General features: G+C 36.5%; 18 protein-coding genes and 1 pseudogene. 12 read left to right on the top strand and 7 right to left on the bottom strand.

All coding sequences use genetic code 11. The features are described from left to right. Nucleotides 1-461 precede the first annotated feature (461 nt). The 4 genes from WAK64_RS14770 to WAK64_RS14755 all read right to left on the bottom strand — a co-directional run bounded on the left by WAK64_RS14770 (nucleotide 462) and on the right by WAK64_RS14755 (nucleotide 4,204). Nucleotides 462-1,925, bottom strand: a complete 1,464-nt coding sequence (locus WAK64_RS14770) for a hypothetical protein (RefSeq protein WP_336587762.1) — start codon at nucleotides 1,923-1,925, stop codon at nucleotides 462-464. Then, nucleotides 1,900-2,802, bottom strand: coding sequence for an ABC transporter ATP-binding protein (locus WAK64_RS14765; RefSeq protein WP_336587761.1), 903 nt, complete (start codon nucleotides 2,800-2,802; stop codon nucleotides 1,900-1,902). The genes WAK64_RS14770 and WAK64_RS14765 overlap by 26 nt, the downstream gene beginning before the upstream one ends. A gap of 2 nt (nucleotides 2,803-2,804) precedes the next feature. Further along, on the bottom strand, nucleotides 2,805-3,185 hold the full coding sequence (locus WAK64_RS14760; protein ID WP_336587760.1) for a GntR family transcriptional regulator: 381 nt from the start codon (nucleotides 3,183-3,185) through the stop codon (nucleotides 2,805-2,807). Nucleotides 3,186-3,361: 176 nt separating this feature from the next. Further along, a complete protein-coding gene (locus WAK64_RS14755) occupies nucleotides 3,362-4,204 on the bottom strand; it encodes an HAD family hydrolase (protein ID WP_336587759.1) in 843 nt (280 codons plus the stop codon). Between the two features lie 480 nt (nucleotides 4,205-4,684). Here WAK64_RS14755 and kynU point away from each other — a divergent pair, with 480 nt between their 5' ends. The 4 genes from kynU (at nucleotide 4,685) to WAK64_RS14735 (ending at nucleotide 8,285) form a co-directional block, all read left to right on the top strand. Further along, nucleotides 4,685-5,956, top strand: a complete 1,272-nt coding sequence (kynU, locus tag WAK64_RS14750) for a kynureninase (RefSeq protein ID WP_336587758.1) — start codon at nucleotides 4,685-4,687, stop codon at nucleotides 5,954-5,956. Between the two features lie 14 nt (nucleotides 5,957-5,970). After that, nucleotides 5,971-6,618 carry an arylformamidase gene (gene kynB / locus WAK64_RS14745; protein ID WP_336587757.1) on the top strand — a complete coding sequence of 216 codons (648 nt, stop codon included), beginning with the start codon at nucleotides 5,971-5,973 and terminating at the stop codon, nucleotides 6,616-6,618. Beyond that, nucleotides 6,611-7,303, top strand: coding sequence for a tryptophan 2,3-dioxygenase family protein (locus tag WAK64_RS14740; RefSeq protein WP_336587756.1), 693 nt, complete (start codon nucleotides 6,611-6,613; stop codon nucleotides 7,301-7,303). The genes kynB and WAK64_RS14740 overlap by 8 nt, the downstream gene beginning before the upstream one ends. A gap of 517 nt (nucleotides 7,304-7,820) precedes the next feature. After that, entirely contained in the window at nucleotides 7,821-8,285 is a 465-nt protein-coding gene (locus tag WAK64_RS14735; RefSeq protein WP_336587853.1) for a DinB family protein, read from the top strand. Nucleotides 8,286-8,441: 156 nt separating this feature from the next. On the opposite strand, the gene WAK64_RS14730 is transcribed toward WAK64_RS14735, so the two are convergent. Continuing rightward, the gene (locus WAK64_RS14730) at nucleotides 8,442-9,965 is read right to left on the bottom strand and encodes an FAD-dependent oxidoreductase (RefSeq protein ID WP_336587755.1); all 1,524 of its coding nucleotides are present in this window, start codon (nucleotides 9,963-9,965) and stop codon (nucleotides 8,442-8,444) included. Nucleotides 9,966-10,165: 200 nt separating this feature from the next. Here WAK64_RS14730 and pgmB point away from each other — a divergent pair, with 200 nt between their 5' ends. Continuing rightward, on the top strand, nucleotides 10,166-10,840 hold the full coding sequence (gene pgmB, locus WAK64_RS14725) for a beta-phosphoglucomutase (RefSeq protein WP_336587754.1): 675 nt from the start codon (nucleotides 10,166-10,168) through the stop codon (nucleotides 10,838-10,840). Between the two features lie 38 nt (nucleotides 10,841-10,878). On the opposite strand, the gene bioB is transcribed toward pgmB, so the two are convergent. Continuing rightward, nucleotides 10,879-11,868 (bottom strand): biotin synthase BioB, encoded by a 990-nt coding sequence (gene bioB, locus WAK64_RS14720; protein ID WP_336587753.1) that lies wholly within the window; start codon nucleotides 11,866-11,868, stop codon nucleotides 10,879-10,881. 16 nt (nucleotides 11,869-11,884) lie between these two features. Next, a complete protein-coding gene (locus WAK64_RS14715; RefSeq protein WP_336587752.1) occupies nucleotides 11,885-12,484 on the bottom strand; it encodes a biotin transporter BioY in 600 nt (199 codons plus the stop codon). A 234-nt stretch (nucleotides 12,485-12,718) separates the two neighbouring features. On the opposite strand from WAK64_RS14715, the gene WAK64_RS14710 reads away from it, so the two are divergent. From WAK64_RS14710 to WAK64_RS14680, 7 genes and pseudogenes are all read left to right on the top strand, one after another. Then, on the top strand, nucleotides 12,719-14,482 hold the full coding sequence (locus WAK64_RS14710; RefSeq protein ID WP_336587751.1) for a glycoside hydrolase family 13 protein: 1,764 nt from the start codon (nucleotides 12,719-12,721) through the stop codon (nucleotides 14,480-14,482). 634 nt (nucleotides 14,483-15,116) lie between these two features. Continuing rightward, entirely contained in the window at nucleotides 15,117-15,458 is a 342-nt protein-coding gene (locus WAK64_RS14705) for a hypothetical protein (protein ID WP_336587750.1), read from the top strand. 372 nt (nucleotides 15,459-15,830) lie between these two features. Next, nucleotides 15,831-16,274, top strand: a complete 444-nt coding sequence (locus tag WAK64_RS14700; protein WP_336587749.1) for a sigma-70 family RNA polymerase sigma factor — start codon at nucleotides 15,831-15,833, stop codon at nucleotides 16,272-16,274. 100 nt (nucleotides 16,275-16,374) lie between these two features. After that, the gene (locus WAK64_RS14695; RefSeq protein ID WP_336587748.1) at nucleotides 16,375-17,073 is read left to right on the top strand and encodes a hypothetical protein; all 699 of its coding nucleotides are present in this window, start codon (nucleotides 16,375-16,377) and stop codon (nucleotides 17,071-17,073) included. A 572-nt stretch (nucleotides 17,074-17,645) separates the two neighbouring features. Continuing rightward, nucleotides 17,646-18,443 (top strand): annotated as a pseudogene (locus tag WAK64_RS14690) (basic amino acid ABC transporter substrate-binding protein). A gap of 109 nt (nucleotides 18,444-18,552) precedes the next feature. Then, nucleotides 18,553-19,206: an amino acid ABC transporter permease gene (locus WAK64_RS14685; protein WP_336587747.1), complete on the top strand. Its 654-nt coding sequence runs from the start codon at nucleotides 18,553-18,555 to the stop codon at nucleotides 19,204-19,206. Beyond that, entirely contained in the window at nucleotides 19,203-19,925 is a 723-nt protein-coding gene (locus WAK64_RS14680; RefSeq protein ID WP_336587746.1) for an amino acid ABC transporter ATP-binding protein, read from the top strand. The genes WAK64_RS14685 and WAK64_RS14680 overlap by 4 nt, the downstream gene beginning before the upstream one ends. Nucleotides 19,926-19,993: the final 68 nt, after the last annotated feature.

The raw sequence follows: 19,993 nt of genomic DNA, 5'->3' as shown, positions 1-19,993 counted from the left end.
AACCAAATTATGACGATTTTTGTAACGGGGCTACTAAGAGGAAAGACTATGTCGTCACAGCCATTTTGAAGCTAATCCTTTGATTGGTTAATAAGTATCAAGGGTCGGTGCCGAATTCTATTTATTATATTGGAACTCAATTACTAGAAGAGCTAGTAGAAAAAACGATCATCAATTTCATATTGATGCAATCTGTCAAAGTGAAAGTGACCTTTGCAGATTAACTATTTCAAAGAAAAATGGATACACTTATCTGACTACATGACGAGATAGACTAGCCTTTTTTTAACGAAGTATTTTGAAAAATATGGATAGTAAAACTTCCACTTACTGTGAACTCTTTTTGCATGTCTAAGTGTATAATTCCCCTTTAATAAATATGTAGCAAACACGATGAAAATACTAACTAGCAAGCAAGAGGTATTCATTAGTGAAATGAATACCTCTTGTCATGCCCTTAATCAGTTAAGGTCACTTACTAGATTATTATTGTCATCTCGTGTTTCTTTTAAAAACTCCATTATGCTCCCATCGCTATCCAGTGGTATAAAATACTCTCGTACGAATAGCTTCCCATTTGTCAGTTCATAGGCAATGAAAATATTTACAAAATCTTGAGCATCGTAACCTACGGTATGTACTGCAAAATCATCAGCATCTTCGGAAATTACGGTATATACTGGATCAGTCGATTTTATATAACGTTCTCCTTCAGATAACGCCATTTCATGCAGGATCAATACGTTATCAATAAAGTCTGCTTGATCAGTAAATATTTCTTGTCCGTTTGCTAACCGGTCTTCCATGTCCATTCGACTATATCCGAGATAGGCACCGTTAATCGAATTTTTTTTCGGTAGTCTATCTTCATAGTCGTTAAGGTAGAGTTGGACAAGGAATAGAATGCTGCTTAAGGCAATAGCATAGCCAAAAAAGCTTTTTAAAGATTGATAACTTATAATCTTCCATGTTTTTTGATAGGCCATTTCAACAATGATATAGCCGCTAATAGCACCAATAAAATAGCCTAAGTACACAGATTGACCTGAATAATACGCTCCAACTAGTAGCATGGAACAAACGGTTACTCCTACTTTTAGAACAGGCTGTAATAAACGGAAGTTTATCACTTGGCTTGTCACCTCAATGGAGCGGATACGGTAAAGGATGAGACCAAGCCAAATGAGTACTAGACAGAGAATGGGATAAATGATCCATATTGTTATAGGAAAACGTCCCATAGGAAAATAGTTATAAATCGTAAAGAGAGGTGACCAAAGCTCCACTCCTAGCGAATTCATGTAGCCTGATGGGAAGCCAAATAAGTGAGTTTCTAATTGATATAGGATTAATTGTATTAACATTGTAGGAAGAACGAGAAAAATATAAGTGAAAATTCCTTGGACAACCCCCAAGCTTGTGATCATTCCCACGACTACCGTAAATAGGAAGAGAAAAATGGTAAAAAAAGAGAATACGGCAGCCCATGTTACGATATTTCCGAAAGAAAAAGAAAAAGTAGCCGTTGGTTGAATAATGGTTATTAGTGCCACAAGTATGGTTGTTAGGCAAATAGGGGCTAATAGTAGAAAGAAGCCACTTATAAGGTGAGTACTATAGAGCGTCTCTCGTCTAATCGGTAAACTATGAATATAGTCAGCTGATTTTTTCTCTTGGAGATAACGGAATAGAAAAATACCAGCTAAGATTGGTACAGTAAAAAGGATAATTAATTGAAAAAAACCTTGAACTATAAACAAGTTATCGTTGATAGTTGTATTGTAGCTTTCAAAACTATTTCGCTGAAGCAATTGGATTGGGATGGCAAAAAAGAGTCCACCAAAGTATAGAAGCGATATCCACCCGTGCTGCTTTAAATCCTGTAAGAATATACCGGTATTAAAGAAGGATGTTTTTAATTTCATAGCCATGATCCCCCAATTCATAAATAAATAATTCCTCTAAAGTGAGTGGTAATAAATCCATGACAAGTGGTTGGAAGGTTGAGAAATTGCTTGCCACATCTTCTTGCTCCCCTCTCACGATAAAAAGAGAAATACTGCCTCGTCGTTCGTGATAAAGGATATTTGCTTTTTGTTGTATTTTTTCTTCGTCTTCCTTGTTTCGGAATGCGACTTGAATTTTGTGAGTAACGGCCTTTAAATCGTCTAGTTCTTTTTCTACAATGAGCTTGCCTTTATGCATAATGCCGACATGGTCACAAAGGTCTTCTATTTCATGCAAATTGTGAGATGAAATAATGATAGTTAATCCTCGGTCGGCCACATCTTGAAACAGTAAATTTTTTATTTCGCGTCTCATGACCGGATCCAGTCCGTCAATCGGTTCATCTAACAGTAATACTAGAGGCATAGATGAGAGAGAGAGCCAAAAAGCAACTTGTCTTTGCATTCCTTTCGAAAGGCTATGAATCTTTTGTTTTCGCTCGATTCCGAAAATTTGTTGGAGATGAAGGTAGCGCTCTTCATTCCAATTAGGATATATTCTTCGGTAGTAGCTTGCCATTTGTTCTACCGACGCATGTGGAAGAAAGTAAAGTGTGTCAGGAATAAAAATGACCTTTTCTTTTAACGTTGTATTTTCATAAATACGTTGTTCTTCAATTATTACTTCCCCTTCATTCGGACGATATATACCAGCCATCATTTTCAATAAAGTCGTTTTGCCAGCTCCATTGGAGCCGAGTAGACCGTAAATCGACCCTTTATTGACAGATAAAGTGATCTTCTTGACAGCCTCTTCATTATTAAAGCTTTTGGATACATGATTTAACTGAATCACTCTTAGTCCCTCCGTTTCATTTCTTGGTTTACTTGGTGATATAACGTCAATACCTCTTCTTCGGTTAAGCCGAGGAAGATCGCTTCGCTTATCTGCTTTCTTATCTCTTCTTTTACCGCTTCCAGTTTTGAACGTTGTAAGGAAGACGGAAGAGGGGCGACGAAACTTCCCTTTCCTGGCTGTGAATAGACATAACCTTCCCGCTCCAATTCTCGATAGGCCTTTTGTATTGTATTTGGGTTAACGGTCAATTCTTTCGATAAACTCCGTACAGACGGTAGCTTTTGATCAGGTAAGAGAACGCCATTTATGACCAAGTCTTTAATGTTGTGGACTAGTTGTTCATAAATGGGGACTCGACTTCGGATGTCTATCTCAAACATGTTCTTCCTCCTTCCGTATATCTTTTAACTGTACTATTTGTATTAATACAGTTAGTATTGTATACAATCATTCTGCAAAAGTAAAGCATGTTTATTTTTTTCTTGAGCAAAGAAATGAATAGTATGGGAGGCTTTCAAAAAGGGAGTAAAGATATACAAACAAACCTGTTTCAATGTTAGAAGCAGGTTCGTTTTTTTAAGAGGGGAATGACATCTCGAATAGAAGGTACGATTAAATCAGCAGCATTTTCTTGCCCGATGTTATGAGGGTCTATGTACATGGTCAAACATCCGAGCTCACCCGCAGGAAGAATATCATTTATCCAATTGTCTCCTATACTAAGGATTTCATTATATTTCACACCAAATATATGCTTGATTGCTGTGAAATGCTTTTTCGTATCAATTGGTTTTTTTGCCAGAAAGGTTGTGCGATGAAACGTATGTTGGAGCCCTAGTTTTTGTAGAATGACCCTGCTATCAGGCTCTGGACTATTGGTGAGCAAAATGAGTTTAGTGTGGTCACGAAGCTCTTGTAAAACTCCTTTAAAGTGTGCAATTTTTTGTAGTTGAAATTCATCCCTCATCATAAACTTTCTCGTTTCTAAAAAAGCCTTTTCTACTTGATTATTTGTAACTCCATAGTGATAAGCAATGGCCGCAGGAATCCACCACAAATCACCAATATTCAGCATGGTGTCAAAGTCTAGTACGATGGGGCTTAAATAATGGTGGGTCACTTTCTCCCTTGGAACCTCTCTCCCATCCCATTCGTAAGCGGCTATTACTTGGCAATGGTGATGAACGAGAATAAGGTCTTCATATATATCATATACTCTCCCAATGCGAAGAGGGTGTTTGCCGTCTTTGGCTTTTTTATAATCAATTCCAAAATGAGCCTTATAGGGGGAATTAACTTTTTCGTTTAGCCTTTTGGCATAATAATCAAAATGGTGAGTATCTTCATAGAGTGTTCCATCAAGGTCAAAGACGATAACTTTTATGTTTTCTATTTCCATTCTTCATAATTCCTTTCAAAAAAAGTAAAAACTTTAAAGGTAATTAGGTGGTAGATGGTGGGATAGTACTATTTAATATTTTGGTTGTCTTCCTAGCAATTATTCCCTTAATAACAGGTTGAATCGTTATCACTGCCATGAAATATGTTCTTTACTGACGCGAGCTATACTAATAGCTAGTTTGTATACAAAAGGGCCATCCTCTTTTGGAACCGAATAAAGGAACAACTGCTAAAAAGTAGGGTTAGAACAAGTTCTATTGTGATGAGGGCAGAAGTAAAGAGAAAAACAATTCTATGTTCACTCTTACGTCCAATGTAAAAAAAGATACTATAGGACGAAATTACTAAGCATTCCCGTGAAAATGATAGAGCTTCTTATAAAACAAAACGAATTAGGAATGTAGGAGTCAGAAAATATTGACATTTATGCTACTGTCCTTTACCTTGAAAAGGAAGAGATTGTAGAGGGAGGCTAATTATGAAAACGCCTATATCGTATGCAGTATCATTAGATGAACAAGACAAGCTGGCATCCTTTCGAAACGAATTTTATCTTCAACCGGATACCATTTATTTAGATGGCAATTCTCTTGGACTTTTATCGAAACGTTCAGAGCAAGCAGTATTAAAGGTGATGGAATCATGGAAAACATTAGGGATTGATGGATGGACGGAAGGCGATTATCCATGGTTTTATTTATCGGAGTTTTTAGGGGAGAAAATGACACCACTTGTTGGGGCAAAAACTACAGAGGTTATTGTAACCGCTTCCACAACAGTGAATCTTCATCAGCTATTGTCTACTTTTTATAAACCCGTTGGAAAAAGGACTAAAATTTTATGCGATGAGCTAAATTTCCCATCGGATATATATGCCATTAAAAGCCAGTTAAAGCAAAAAGGATATGACCCACAAGAACACCTCGTTCAAGTAAAAAGTGAGAACGGTCGATTTTTAAAGGAAGAGGATATTGTTCAGGCAATGACAGATGAGGTTGCTCTTATTATTTTACCAACTGTATTATATCGAAGTGGTCAGCTATTAAATATAGAATACTTAACAAAAGAGGCTCATAAACGTGGTATCCTAATAGGTTTTGATGGCTGTCACTCAATTGGTGCTATCCCACATTATTTTAGTAAGTGGGATGTTGACTTTGCTTATTGGTGCACATATAAATATTTAAATAGCGGACCAGGTGGAGTTGGCGCTTTATATGTGAATGAAAAGCATCATGGAATTGAGCCAGGGTTAGCGGGTTGGTTTGGTTCAAATAAGACGGTTCAGTTTGATATGAAGCATGATTTTATCCCAGCTGAGACAGCGGGCGCTTTTCAAATAGCGACGCCTCATATTTTAAGTGCTGCTCCTTTAATTGGTGCATTGGAGATTATAAATGAAGCAAATATTGTAAAGCTACGAGAGAAGTCATTATCGTTAACCACTTACTTAATGAACCTTGTTAAGGAAGAGTTAGAGGAGTTTTCGTTTACGATTGGAAATCCGACAACCGATCATACTAGAGGGGGGCATATTTCTCTAGAGCATGAAGAAGCAGCAAGAATTTGTAAAGCATTAAAAGCGGAAGGGGTTATTCCAGATTTTCGATCACCAAACGTTATTCGCTTAGCACCTGTACCACTTTATTGCACCTATGAGGATGTGTATGAAACCATTCGATTATTGAAGGACATTATGGTAAACAAAAAATATGAAAGGTACGAAAATAAGAGAAATATTATTGCATAATAGGAGTGTTTAACATGAAATTATATGATATTTCGAGAAAATTACATCAAACAACAGCAGTATGGCCAGGAGATACGCCGTATTCTTTTGACATGGCTTGGACTAAGTTAGAGAGCGGATCCGTCAATGTAGGGAAAGTTGAAATGAGCGTTCATAGTGGTACTCACGTAGATGCTCCTTATCACTTTGATGAAGAAGGTAAGAAAATTGACGAATTAGATTTAACTATCTATTGGGGAACCGCAAAGGTTGTTGATGTATCTGGACAGCCGATGATAACTAAGGAGCTAGTAGATAGCCTGGAACTCGATGGCGTTCAGCGCGTGCTTTTCAAAACAAATAAATGGACGGATACAACGGTTTTTCCTGAAGTGATTCCACCCATTGAAAGCGGAGTAGCCAATTGTTTAGTTAAAAAAGGGGTACTCCTCATTGGAGTGGATGTCCCTTCTGTTGACCCTATTTCAAGCAAAGAGCTAGTGGCTCACCATGAATTGAATCAATGCAAGATTCATATATTAGAAGGAATTGATCTCACAGCAGTACAACCGAGAAATTATGAGCTAGTTGCTATGCCTCTACCTATCGCTGGTGGGGATGGAAGCCCAGTCAGAGCAGTCTTGCGAGAGTTGAAATATGAAGGAGGAAGTGGAAATGAATAAACAACTTACAGATTATGAGAAATATATTAAAACAGAAGAACTGTTAATGTTGCAAAAAACGTCCGATGAACGAAGCTGTGATGATGAGCTAACCTTTCAAATGATTCATCAAATCTCAGAGTTACATTTTAAACTCATTCTTCAAAGTATTCACATGGCCAAAGAACATATGATTAACGAAGAAATCATTGAAGCATCGTCCCAATTAAGAAGAATTCATTTACATTTGAAACATTTACCTCACACGTTTGACATCATCAAAGAGATTTCTCCTAAGAATTATCACAGTATCCGCTTAGCCCTTGGAAAAGGAAGCGGACAAGATTCGCCCGGGTTTAATAAAATCTTAACGTTAGGTCCAACCTTATGGGCACCATTCGAAGATATTTTACAAAAACACACATTAACCGTATTTGATCTACATAAATATCCAGATAAACACTATCCTTTATATGAACTCATGAAAAACCTCCATGAATTTGATGAACGGTTTCAATCGTATCGATATGAGCACATTCAGCTTGTGCGCCGTATGATTGGTCTCCATACGAATAGTTTGAAAGGAGTTCCAGCTCAAGCACTTGAAAGAGGAGCAAAAAAAGAATTTTTTCCAGAACTTTGGAGAGTGATTAGTGAGTTAACGGATTGGACGGGTACGAGCTACAATCCAAAGCCTTTGCCGTAAAGCAATTTAGTAGAATACTATTTTAACTACTACCTCTTTAGTCATTGTTTATACTAAAATAATGTTAAGCATAATTACTGCGATTAATAAGACACACCTCTGGATGGTCATTTAAGGATGACCATATCCAGAGGTGTTTTACAGCTTATGGGGATGTAGATTTTTGAAGTGAATTTATTGGATTTTTGTCAAACAAATGAAAGTATAGCCCTACTATCGCCAGAGTTTAAAGTTAGGCTGTTTTCGTATAAATTGTTGCTTTTTTATTTTATTCCGATTAACATTCCAGCAGTTACTTCCACAGAAATTCCAGCAGACATATATCGATAATACTTCAATTACAATAATTAATAATATAAAGGACAAATGGGAGTGTATTTTATATAACTGTACGAAACATATAAATTCATTTTAATCTGATTAATAAAAACATATCTTTTAAGTTGAGTAGCTTATTATGCTGCTGTCTCCCTTTAGTTAATTAGGCAATATTCTTAAACGAAATGTGGTGAGGGAAATATATTGTAAAAGTGTATTTCATCAAATAGAAGTAGCCGTAAATACAATAATAAAAATATTAAATAATTTAAATGAAGAAGATTTGAAAGAGCGACCTACTCCTGACAAACAATCAATTGGAGAATTATTAGAACATATAGCAGTAATTTTTGAAGCTGATTGGCGTATTTCTAATGAAGCTTCCGAAGAAGAAATGATAAGTTTTTACTCAGGTGTGTCTTATCAGACACTGGATTCGATAACTGAAGGTTTAACTACGAATTTTAGGGCTTTAAAAGAGAAATATTTAAATCTATCAGCTGAAGAACTTATGGAGACAACGACTTCTTATTGGGGTTTGACTTACACTAGATATGAGTGGTTATTAGAGATATTAGCACACGTCTATCATCATAGGGGACAATTACACTCTATGCTTGTTCACTGTTGTGAAAAAGACCCTAAAATCTTAATGTTTGAATAAATCTCCATTTAACAAAACAGGGCTTTAATTGAATCTAATCCTCAGCAATAATATAATTGAAATCGGCATATTCCTAAATCAAACATAGGATACGCCGATTTTCATACTCAATAGCAACAACCTTTTAGAAAGCAGCCTAAAGTAAATATTAATACCTTATTCCCCTAGTTTCTTCAATGGCTGATCGGCAGGTCCTTCTAAGACATCTCCGTTATAAGAGAATCGAGATCCGTGGCAGGGACAATCCCAAGAGCGATCGCCATGATTCCATTCTACTTCACAGCCTAGGTGGGTGCAGGTAGTATCGACAAGGTGAATCTGTCCTTGTTCATCTTTATATGCACCTGCTCGTTTGCCGTTAAACGTAATAACAGCTCCTTCATCAAAGGAAAGTTGATCCAATGGCTTTCGGTCTCCACCGAGCTTTCCTTCAATGAAATGGTACGCAACATTCGTATTTTCCTTCACAAATGTCTTCAAACTTGGATCAATTTTAAAGCGAGAAGGGGTATAAAGATTCTCATAATTATTAGGTTTATTTAAAATCGAATCTGTAATGATCTTTGCAGCGATGGTTCCGTTTGTCATTCCCCATTTTTGAAACCCAGTAGCAATAAAAACTTTTTGCTTGTTTTTGGTGATATGACCGATATAAGGGACTTTATCTAATGTCATTAAGTCTTGCGCAGACCAACGATAGGGAAAATCGACTGGTTCAAATAATTCCTCCCCAAAGCGCTGTAGGGTTTCATAATGTAATAAGGTATCGCCTCCTTGTCCTACTTTATGATTTTCTCCCCCGACTAATAGAAGCTTTTCCCCGTTCGCTTCCGTATATCTTATGGAACGTTTTGGCTCATCAGCGCTTAAATAAATTCCACCTGGATAGTCACTTTGGATTTTTAACGCTACTGAGTAGGAGCGTTCAGCATATAAGCGAGCAAAATAAAATCCATTGCCGTCGTAAAAAGGGAAGTGAGAGCATGCAACGATTTGATCGCATGTTACTTTTGAACCGTTTTTTGTGTGGACAGTTCGTATTCCGTCGTCTGTTATTTCTTCCAAGCAGGTTGTGTTTTCAAATATTTTTCCACCATTCGTAGTGATAAACTGGAGCAAGGGGAGTAAATATTTTACGGGATGAAATTGTGCTTGCTTTTTCATTACGATAGCATTGTGAATGTTTAAGTCTATCGGCAACTCATTAACTAGCTCGCCGTCAATACCAAGCTGTTCATATGCCTTGAATTCTTTTTTTACCTTTTCCTCATATTTATTCGATACGGAATAGACATAAGCATCCTCTTCGGTAAAATCACATTGAATTTGATGTTCTTGAATTCGTTCTTTAATAAATGTTAGTGCTTCTGAATTGGCTTCATAATAGAGCTTTGCTTGTTCTTTGCCGAAATGGTGAATCAATTCATCGTAAATTAGACCATGCTGAGCAGATATTTTGGCTGTAGTATGGCCGGTCGTTCCATTTATGACTTTCCCGGCATCCAGTAAAGCGACTTTCATCCCAGCCTTTGTAAGTAAATATGCTGTTGTAATTCCAGTTATCCCTGCCCCAACAATTGCTACATCGACAATAATATCTTGTTCTAGGGTTGGATAAGTAGGAAGCTTGACGCTTTCTCTCCAATAAGAGAAAGGGTATTTTGGCATAGAATGGTTCATTCGCAAACACTCCTTCATGATCAGGTTTTGGACTTATTATTTCCTCTTTAAGGATGATATATTCCAATAAATAGAACGGATTAACACGAATTATTATAGAAAAATAGCTTTTCAATAAATATTCAATTAAATTAAACGTATGGTTTCGCAAAAAAAATAATCGATATAATGGAAACAGATTGTAAGGAGGGGTGGAAAGAATGAAAACGCCGAAAGCGGTCATTTTTGATTTAGATGGTGTAATCGTTGACACTGTCCATTATTATTATTTATCAACGAAAAAAGTAGCAGATGAAATGGGCGTTCCGTTTACAGAAGTAGACAACCTTCGATATCAAGGAAAATCAAGACGTAGTTTAATGGAAGAGCTTGCCTCTCGTTCCAACCGAAGCTTTACGAATAAGGAAATCGAAGTATTTGGAGAAAAACGCAATGTATATTATCAACAGTATATTAGTGAATTAACGGATGCAGCAATTTTTCCAGGGGTTATTTCATTTATAAAAGATTTAGTAGAAGAAAATATAAAAATAGGTTTAGCCTCATCGTCTTCAAATGCTGAAAGGGTGCTTCGTCAGCTCGACTTAACTCAATACTTTAATGTGATTGTGAACCCAAAAGCGATAAAACAGGCGAAACCAGACCCTGAAATATTTTTAACTGCAGCGAAGAAATTAAACGTAGAACCAGATGAATGTGTGGCAATAGAGGACGGGGAGGCAGGTTTAACAGGAATATTAGCAACCGATATGTTTTCCATAGGAGTTGGTTCCTATCCCTATTTACAACAAGCAGACTGGCATATATACTCTACTAAAGATTTATCATGGAAGGAGTTAACCGAAAGATATCAAACAAAAGAGGATGAATCATAGATTCATCCTCTTTGCTATTTAGGTCTAACATCAATATATTATTGAACAGCAGGATCTTTGACATAATCTATTTCAAACCCTAAGTCCTCAAGCATACGATGATCGTCCGTACTTTCTTGACCAGCTGTTGTTAAATAGTCACCAACAAAAATGGAGTTAGCTGGATATAAACCGAGCGGCTGAAGGCTTCGTAGATTATGCTCTCTTCCCCCAGAAATTCGAATTTCTTTTGTAGGGTTTATAAATCTAAATAAGCAAAGAACTTTTAGGCAGAAACGAGGGTTTAATTCGTCTACACCTTCTAAAGGAGTTCCATCAATGGAATGTAAAAAGTTCACTGGAATGGAGTCAGCATCCATTACCTTTAATGACCGAGCCATTTTGATGATATCCTGATGAGATTCTTTCATACCGACAATGACACCTGAACAAGGAGAAATACCTGTTTCTTTTACAAGTTCGACGGTATCGACTCGATCTTTGAACGTATGTGAAGTGGTGATGGAATCATGATGTTCTTCTGATGTATTAATGTTATGGTTATAACGATCGACACCGGCCTCTTTAAGGCGCTTCGCTTGCTCTTCTTTTAATAATCCGAGGCAGGCACAAACTTTTAGGTTGTAATTGTCTTTAATTTCCTTGACGGCATCAACGACTGTATCGATTTCTTTGTTACTAGGACCTCGCCCACTTGCCACGATGCAATACGTTCCTACATTAAGTGCATCAGCTTGCCCTGCTCCCTTCATAATGGAGTCTTTATCCATCATACGGTATTTCTCAATTGGAGCAGAAGAAATGCTTGATTGGGAACAATAGCCACAATTCTCAGGGCATAAACCTGATTTCGTGTTAATAATCATATTTAATTTTACTTTATTACCATAGTAAAATTTACGAACTTGGTAAGCGGCGTTTAGTAATTCTAAGAGGCTTTCATCTGGAGATTGTAAAATCGCCAATGCTTCATCATCTGATAATTCTTTTCCATTCAAAACGTCTAATGCAAGCTCATTCCAGTTCAACGAGACTCCCCCTTAATTAGGTTGTATGTGTATGGTTGTAATATCGACTTCTTGATAAAAAAGTCGAATGTAAACGAGTGGCAAAAATGCCGGCAAAAATAGCTAAGATTGCATCTTTCGGCATAAATGGAAGCATCACTTTCCATGCCATGCCATACGTAAATCCTCCAGCATCTGCTCCGAATATTGTAAAGAAGTACATCCAAGTAGTACCGAAAACGTAGTTGATGATCGTCCCTACAGCTGCCCCTAAAATAAAGGGTAAAAATCCTTTACGATTTTCTACAATCCATCCGGCCACATAAGCTGCTGGGATAAATGAAAGAATAAAGCCAAATGTAGGTTTCATAATAATACCTAATCCACCCATAGCTCCAGCAAAAACAGGGATTCCTACTAAGCCAACTAACATGTAAACAAGCATAGCGAAGGCACCAAGACGTTTCCCTAAAACTAATCCAGCCATTACAGCGAAAAAGGTTTGGAGTGTAATAGGAATGGTACCGAATGTCATAAATGGTGCAAAGGTTGTAATGTTCGCTCCAATTGCTGTCATGGCAACAAATAGGGATGCAAGTGTTAAATCGATGGGTCTAAAACGGTTTGTAGGTTTCATGTAAACTCTCCTCTAAGTTGTTTCACGCTTCCATGATAAGCATACGAGGGAGGGTTCTATATGTCAACAATAAAAAAGAATAGGTTAACATTTAAGGGGTCCAAAAAATAAGGAATAAACCGAATGCTCCATTGCGAACGATAGTGGTAAGCGGTAAACTACAATTGTATAAAAGTAGGAATTTTCTGTTATTTACTAAGTCTGTTTGTGGAATATGAGCATAGAGGTGTAGCAATGGAAAGAATATGGTGGAAAGAAGCGGTTGCGTATCAAATATATCCACGGAGCTTTCAAGATTCAAATGGAGATGGAATTGGTGATTTAACTGGAATTATTTCACGACTAGGGTATCTGAAAGAGTTGGGAATCGATATTATTTGGCTTTGCCCCATCTATCAATCGCCAAATGATGACAACGGCTACGATATTTCTGATTATAAAGAGATTATGGATGAATTTGGAACAATGAATGACTTCGACGAGTTATTACGGAATATTCATGAGCTAGGAATGAAACTAATCATAGACCTAGTTCCTAATCACACCAGTGATGAACATAAATGGTTTATCGAATCACGCTCGTCCAAAAAAAATTCAAAGCGCGATTGGTACATTTGGCGAGACGGAAAAAAAGGGAAGGAGCCGAATAATTGGGAAAGTATTTTTGGAGGATCTGCTTGGGAGTATGATGAACGAACGGGACAGTATTACCTTCATGTATTTTCAAAAAAACAACCAGATTTAAACTGGGAAAATAAAAATGTTCGTGAGGCCCTTTATGAAACTGTCAACTGGTGGTTAGAAAAAGGAATCGATGGGTTTAGAATTGATGCCATTAGTCATATTAAGAAACGCCCTGGATTTCCTAATATGCCAAACCTAACTGGAGAGAAATATGAGGCTGCCTTTGATATGCATATGAATCAGGAAGGCATTCATCAATTTTTACAAGAATTTAAGGAACGTACGTATGGAAATTATGATGTAATGACCGTTGGAGAAGCCAATGGAGTATCAGCAACAGAAGCTGATCTATGGGTTGATGAAGAAAAAGGGAAGATGGATATGATCTTTCAATTTGAGCATTTAGGTTTATGGGATGCCGAAACCTCTCCGGAAGTAAATATCGTTGAACTAAAAAAAATAATGACTCGATGGCAAAATGGATTAGAGGGCCGAGGCTGGAATGCCTTATTTCTTGAAAATCATGATAAACCTCGTATTGTGTCTACCTGGGGAGATGACAAAGAGTATTGGAGTGAAAGTGCCACTTCTATGGCGACCATGTATTTCTTTATGCAAGGAACCCCTTATATTTATCAAGGGCAAGAGATTGGCATGACAAATGTTCAATTTAAGAGCATTGAAGATTATGATGATGTGGCAGTGAAAAATATGTATCGAATTAAAAGAGAAGAAGGAATACCACATCAAAAGATTATGGATATCATTTGGGCAAGTGCGCGTGATAATAGCCGTACACCAATGCAATGGTCAAAATCCAAAAATGCGGGCTTCAGCTCCGGAGAACCTTGGATGAAAATAAATCCAAATTATAGGACGATTAATGTTGAAGCTCAAGAAAAGAATGAGGAGTCTATTCTAGCCTACTACAAAAAAATGATCTCACTAAAAAAGGAAAATCTGACTTTAAGTTACGGTACTTATGAGCTGTTACTAGCTGAAGACAAACAAGTGTATGCGTACACACGGACGATAGCGAATGAATGCATTATCATCATTACGAATTTATCAAATAAACCAGCGGCCTATAAAGAAGATTCACATATTTTATGTTATGACCAACTCCTTTTGAATAACCAAATAGTAGAAGAGCATGAAGACCAAATAAGTTTTACCCTAAAACCGTACGAAGCAAGAATCTACCAGGTAAAAGAAAAGCGGAAACAACCGAAAAGGGACGAAAGAGCTAGACCCGTCCTGCATGAGATAAAGGAAACACGAGGAGCAAAGCGAGTCGATGTTGACTTATCGTAAGGAAGGAAGGTCAAGCTCCCGAGTCGCTGGTTGTTGGAGCTGGCCAAAGAAAAGCGGAAACAACCGAGAAGGGACGAAAGAGCTAGACGCCTGTTGAATGAGATAAAGGAAACACGAGGGGCGAAGCGAGTCGATGTTGATTTATCGTAAGGAAGAAAGGAGACATTGTCCCAATCGAAAAGCTCCAACAAACTTTAAACAAAAAGAACACTGAGATTAACTTGCAGAACAGAGTCCGTCACACTTACAGCGTGACGGACAATACATAATAAAATATGAAAAACAGCAAGCATTGTCGACAAATGGATCTCAAAAAGTAAATTTAGACCCAAGATCAAGAGTTAGGGTTCTGTAACTAGAGCTCCATGAACTTAAAAAAAGATATCAAGACAAAAACCAGAACATAAACAATTTAAAACGGTCGGTTTCTCCTAAACCCAACTAATCCTTGTGATATGGAATGGGATTAGGGTAATAAAAAATAACGTACTTAGTAATTTTCTGAAAAAAATTAGACTTTTCCTAAATTATAAACGTCTAATAGTCAGCTAATAAAAAGTAGAACATCTACATTAAGGCGTTGTATGAAGATACCTGTCAAGTATCTTAATATATTAAGAGAGGAGTCCGATTAATGAAAAAAATATTGTTAAGTTTGTTAATGATACTACTAATGACTTCCTTAATAGGGTGCAACAAGGAAGAAGAAGGAATCAGCAGAAAAGAGGCTGAAGAAATCGCTACAGAACAATTGGAACAAGATCTTCAAAAGTATAATAAAGAGAAAAATCATAATATAAAGATGAATGACATTGAATTATTACGGGATGAAACTGTATTTGGTAGTAACTATAAGGCGGCCTGGGAAGTTTATTTTAATTACAAAGACTCAACCAATGAGGGAATAGAGAGTTCAGTTGCTCACTATAGTATAGATTTAGAGGGAATTATTACAAGAAAAACAACATCATTTTAAATAAAACACTTGAAACTAGTAGAATGTATACCTTTCCAAGTTTTAATAAATAAGTTGATTTGGACCTATCCGATGATAAAAAGCTAAGCCTAGAACTTCTAAGGGTGTTACTTTAATAAATGGAATTAAAGCTACTTTTGCCAATGGGAGTGATTGTGATTTACTTCATTTTTATGATGAAGCGAGTGATTTAACCGATTTCATTGTAGGAACAAAGAAAAAAAGTGGGAAGTTTAAAGGGAAAAATTTAGTAGATATCGCAAATTCCATTTATAAAGTTTAAAAAGCACCTCGTTAAAAAATGAGGAGGTGTTTTTTAAACTTTTTTCATTATAAAACCGCCTAATAATCAAACGAGATAGGAGCATCAAAATGCCAATTAAAAAGGGTTCGTCACTTAAAGAGATAGAAAAAGACCAAATGTTAGAAGAACTGATGAATAATCTAGGTAACCAAGTACTGTATACTGCTTTTTCTTACGTGAAAGATTATGAAGTGGCAGAAGATATTGCACAAGAGGTATTTGTAAAAGCCTATAAGCAATTGGAACAATTCAGGGGTGATTCTTCCCTTAAGACTTGGATAATCAGGATTACTATTAATCAATCAAAGGACTATCTAAGAAGCTGGTACTACCGGAAAGTATTATTGAGCAATAAAATTAGTTTATTTGTTAAAGGAAAAGAAGAAACTCCTGAATTTGAAGTTCTGTTAAAAGAGGAGTCTGATCAACTTATTAAACATGTACTATCTTTACCTATAAAATTTAGAGAAGTTTTGTTTTTGTATTTTTTTGAAGAACTGACATTAAAATAAATTTCTGAGGTTTTAAGTCAAAATATAAGCACAACTAAATCAAGGTTTTATAAAGCAAAAGGACTATTAAGTGAAGTTTATAGTGAGGAGGAAATTTAGTATGAATCTTGAAAATTTAAAATTATCCATGAAACGCACTGTTTTTAAAAATTTTCACTTCAATGAACAAATGAAAAATGGAGTGAAAGATAAAGTCCGTAGCTCAGAGCCATTCTTAAAAAAGAAACCATTCTTAGGTCCTCTACTCTCGGCAGCTTTTGTTGCTATATTTTTTATTGGAACCACAAATTTTGTTATTTCGAACCTAACTGGATCTAATAATGGGTCACCAACTAATACTGTTCTAGACACCTCTCTACTCAAAATAATAGAGCAAGAGGAACAGTTAACTGGAATGCCTGATGAGTACAACGCGCCATCTGTAGAAATTGCCCTACAGGCGATTCCTTTTAAGGTGAAGCTACCACAGGAACTGCCTTTCGAAAATAACCCGTTTACAGTGGATTACATTCAGGACTTAAACGGCGATGGGGAAGTCATTAAAATAGCATTTCAAGCAACATCTAAAAACCCGAAAGAATTTCAGATACTTTCTCTTCAGGTTACGAACAGGAAATCTGAACTTCATAACGGTGAAGAAATAATAATTAACGATAACATTGCTGGTTCATTTGGCGATAGTCAACTAATCTTTGAACATTCCGGGGTTTACTATTTACTCGATTATATTACTGATAAACCAGTCTCTCCGGAGCAAATGAAAGAAATTTTAATTGAGACAGCAAGACAAATGATATAAATAAAAAAGACACTATTTGAAGTTCTCTGTATCATTTATTAATCATAAAAATTTTACTTATTCAAAAAGTCCTTAGCGGGGCTTTTTTGTGCTGTTTCTTTAGCAACAATCTCAACGTGACCTGAACACTGTTTTTCTTATCTTTCTATGTTCCTTCGTGAACCCTAGTGTTTTCTCTAACTCTTTAGCCTTACTATAGTTGTTAGTAACCTTCTTGCACGTATTTAAAGTCGGTACCCTTTCACTACTCAACTTTTGGAGAGGCCTAAACGAAAAGTGTCGAAAAAGAAAAGCTATATCCTTTCTGAAGGTCTTTTATTATTTTTTTATAAAGAAAAAATAAAAGAATTTAGTATTCTGAAATAGCAGAGTTGCTTCTTTATTTCCGCTTTTTTCATAGTTATCAAGCTGTTTCCCAATTGGAATATTATTTAATTCATTTATTTTCTATTACTATATCATTATTCATCCGGTTGAATAAAAATAAAATTGTTTAATAAAAAGGTAATATTATGTATAATTTTAATAGTCAGAAAAATCAAAATAAGGAGAACTTTATGAATAAACAGTGGATGAAAAGTGTACGTGCTCTTTTAATCATTTCTACATTTGTTTTTTTAGCAGCGTGTGGATCGGATACGACTAGTAGTGGGGATAAAAAGGTACTAAAAGTAGCTACTGATGCGGCATATGCTCCATTTGAATACATGGATAAGGGAGAAATAGTAGGGTTTGACGTTGATATTTTAAAGGCAGTAATGGAAGAAGCCGGGTATGAATATGAGATAGAAAATACTGGCTAGGATCCGTTGCTAGTAGAAGTGCAATCAGGAAAAAAGTATGACTTAGGTATATCGGCTATTACAATTAACGATGAACGGAAGGAGACATATGATTTCTCTAATCCGTATTTTGAATCAACTCATATGATCATGTTTAATGAGGAGATTGATATACAAAGTGCTCAGGACTTAAAAGGGTTAAAAGTAGGTGTTCAAAATGGAACAACTGGACAAGAGGCCGCGGAAAAGATACTAGGGGAAAATAGCTCAGATATCTCTAAATACGAAAATAATGTTTTAGCGATTATGGCTTTGGATCAAGGTGATGTAGATGCAGTTGTAACGGACAATACGGTTGTTAATGAGTATATGAAAAATAATCCAGATAAAAACTTTCTCACATTAGAGGACCCAGAAAACTTTGAATCGGAGTTATATGGCCTGATGTTTCCGAAAGGAAGCGAATATAAAGATGATATCAGTGCAGCAGTAAAAGAGGTCATTGAAAGTGGGAAATACAATGACATATACGAAGAGTGGTTTGGAAAAGAAGCTAACACAGATATATTACTGGAGCATGGAGAATAGTAGGTTGAGCATTGCGTAACGAAATCTCGTTACGCAATTTTTCAAAGTACAATAAATAAACGGAAATGGTGTATAAGTTAATTTAATCCAGTCAATAAGGAGCTTAACTATGTTTAGATGGGATATTGTAGTCGAATACCTTCCATTTTTATTAGAAGGAACGGTCGCAACTATTGGTGTTTCCGTTGGAGGGATCTTGATTGGAACCTTTTTCGGTTTGCTAATGGGCATTGGGAGAATGTCAACGAAACTACTCATTAGACTTCCGTTCATCTGGTATATTAATTTTTTCAGAGGAACGCCACTATTTGTCCAAATATTATTAATTCACTTCGGTGTGATGCCGATGCTTTTATCAGATAGTAGTACGATTATTTCGTTGTTAGTTGCCCTTTCATTAAATGCAGCTGCCTATATAGCTGAAATATTTAGAGCGGGGATTCAATCGATTGATAAGGGACAAATGGAAGCCGCACGGTCACTAGGAATGAACCATTACCAAGCAATGCGACATATCATTTTACCACAAGCATTTAAACGAATGCTGCCTCCTTTAGGAAATGAATTTGTCGTATTGATCAAAGAATCATCGTTGGGAGCTGTTATCGCTGCCCCTGAGCTTATGTATTGGGGAAGAGCAGCAGCAGGACAGTATTACCGTGTGTGGGAGCCTTACTTATCTGTAGCAATCATATACCTTATTCTAACTCTATCATTGACGTACTTATTGAACTATATGGAGAGGAGATTGAATACAGAATGATTAAGGTGAAAAAGCTAAAAAAATCATTTGGGAAACTAGAAGTTTTAAAAGATATTAATGTAGAAATCGAGCCACAAGAGGTTGTTGTTGTAATCGGACCTTCAGGCTCGGGGAAATCTACTTTTTTGCGGTGCCTCAATCTATTAGAAACGATAACAGATGGAAATGTGTATATTAAGGATCAAGATTTAACTGATAAAACAACAGATATTAATCAAATTAGAGCAGAAGTAGGGATGGTTTTTCAGCAATTTAATTTATTTCCCCATAAATCTGTCATTGAAAACATTATGCTATCCCCTGTGAAAGTGCGAGGATTGTCGAAGGAAGAAGCGCGAGAAAAGGGGCTAACTCTTTTGAAAAAAGTAGGGTTAGAGGAGAAGGCGGATGTGTACCCCCAATCATTATCAGGTGGCCAAAAGCAACGTGTGGCTATTGCACGCGCATTAGCGATGGAGCCAGAAATTATGCTTTTTGACGAACCGACGTCTGCACTAGATCCAGAAATGGTAGGAGAAGTGCTAGAGGTAATGAAACAACTAGCGAAGGAAGGAATGACGATGGTCGTTGTTACCCATGAAATGGGATTTGCCCGCGAGGTAGGAGATCGGGTCTTATTTATGGATGGTGGGTATATTGTTGAAGAGAATGTGCCATCTGAATTATTTACAGATCCAAAACATGACCGAACGAAATCTTTTTTAAGTAAGGTCCTATAAAGAATTTGGCGAGTTAATTAAGGAATAGCTATACATAGTTATCTAGCTTTACTGATGAGAAAAAAGAA

It is taken from the genome of Bacillus spongiae, assembly GCF_037120725.1.
Classification (GTDB): Bacteria; Bacillota; Bacilli; order Bacillales; family Bacillaceae_K; genus Bacillus_CI; species Bacillus_CI spongiae.
This window is presented reverse-complemented; position numbering and strand designations above follow the sequence as displayed.

What these genes read in the sequence shown, in the direction of transcription:
- WAK64_RS14770 (WP_336587762.1), bottom strand. Translation starts at nt 1,925, where the DNA reads ATGAAATTAAAAACATCCTTCTTTAATACCGGTATATTCTTACAGGAT.
- WAK64_RS14760 (WP_336587760.1), bottom strand. Translation starts at nt 3,185, where the DNA reads ATGTTTGAGATAGACATCCGAAGTCGAGTCCCCATTTATGAACAACTA.
- WAK64_RS14755 (WP_336587759.1), bottom strand. Translation starts at nt 4,204, where the DNA reads ATGGAAATAGAAAACATAAAAGTTATCGTCTTTGACCTTGATGGAACA.
- kynU (WP_336587758.1), top strand. Translation starts at nt 4,685, where the DNA reads ATGAAAACGCCTATATCGTATGCAGTATCATTAGATGAACAAGACAAG.
- kynB (WP_336587757.1), top strand. Translation starts at nt 5,971, where the DNA reads ATGAAATTATATGATATTTCGAGAAAATTACATCAAACAACAGCAGTA.
- WAK64_RS14740 (WP_336587756.1), top strand. Translation starts at nt 6,611, where the DNA reads ATGAATAAACAACTTACAGATTATGAGAAATATATTAAAACAGAAGAA.
- WAK64_RS14730 (WP_336587755.1), bottom strand. Translation starts at nt 9,965, where the DNA reads ATGAACCATTCTATGCCAAAATACCCTTTCTCTTATTGGAGAGAAAGC.
- pgmB (WP_336587754.1), top strand. Translation starts at nt 10,166, where the DNA reads ATGAAAACGCCGAAAGCGGTCATTTTTGATTTAGATGGTGTAATCGTT.
- WAK64_RS14715 (WP_336587752.1), bottom strand. Translation starts at nt 12,484, where the DNA reads ATGAAACCTACAAACCGTTTTAGACCCATCGATTTAACACTTGCATCC.
- WAK64_RS14710 (WP_336587751.1), top strand. Translation starts at nt 12,719, where the DNA reads ATGGAAAGAATATGGTGGAAAGAAGCGGTTGCGTATCAAATATATCCA.
- WAK64_RS14705 (WP_336587750.1), top strand. Translation starts at nt 15,117, where the DNA reads ATGAAAAAAATATTGTTAAGTTTGTTAATGATACTACTAATGACTTCC.
- WAK64_RS14700 (WP_336587749.1), top strand. Translation starts at nt 15,831, where the DNA reads ATGCCAATTAAAAAGGGTTCGTCACTTAAAGAGATAGAAAAAGACCAA.
- WAK64_RS14695 (WP_336587748.1), top strand. Translation starts at nt 16,375, where the DNA reads ATGAATCTTGAAAATTTAAAATTATCCATGAAACGCACTGTTTTTAAA.
- WAK64_RS14685 (WP_336587747.1), top strand. Translation starts at nt 18,553, where the DNA reads ATGTTTAGATGGGATATTGTAGTCGAATACCTTCCATTTTTATTAGAA.
- WAK64_RS14680 (WP_336587746.1), top strand. Translation starts at nt 19,203, where the DNA reads ATGATTAAGGTGAAAAAGCTAAAAAAATCATTTGGGAAACTAGAAGTT.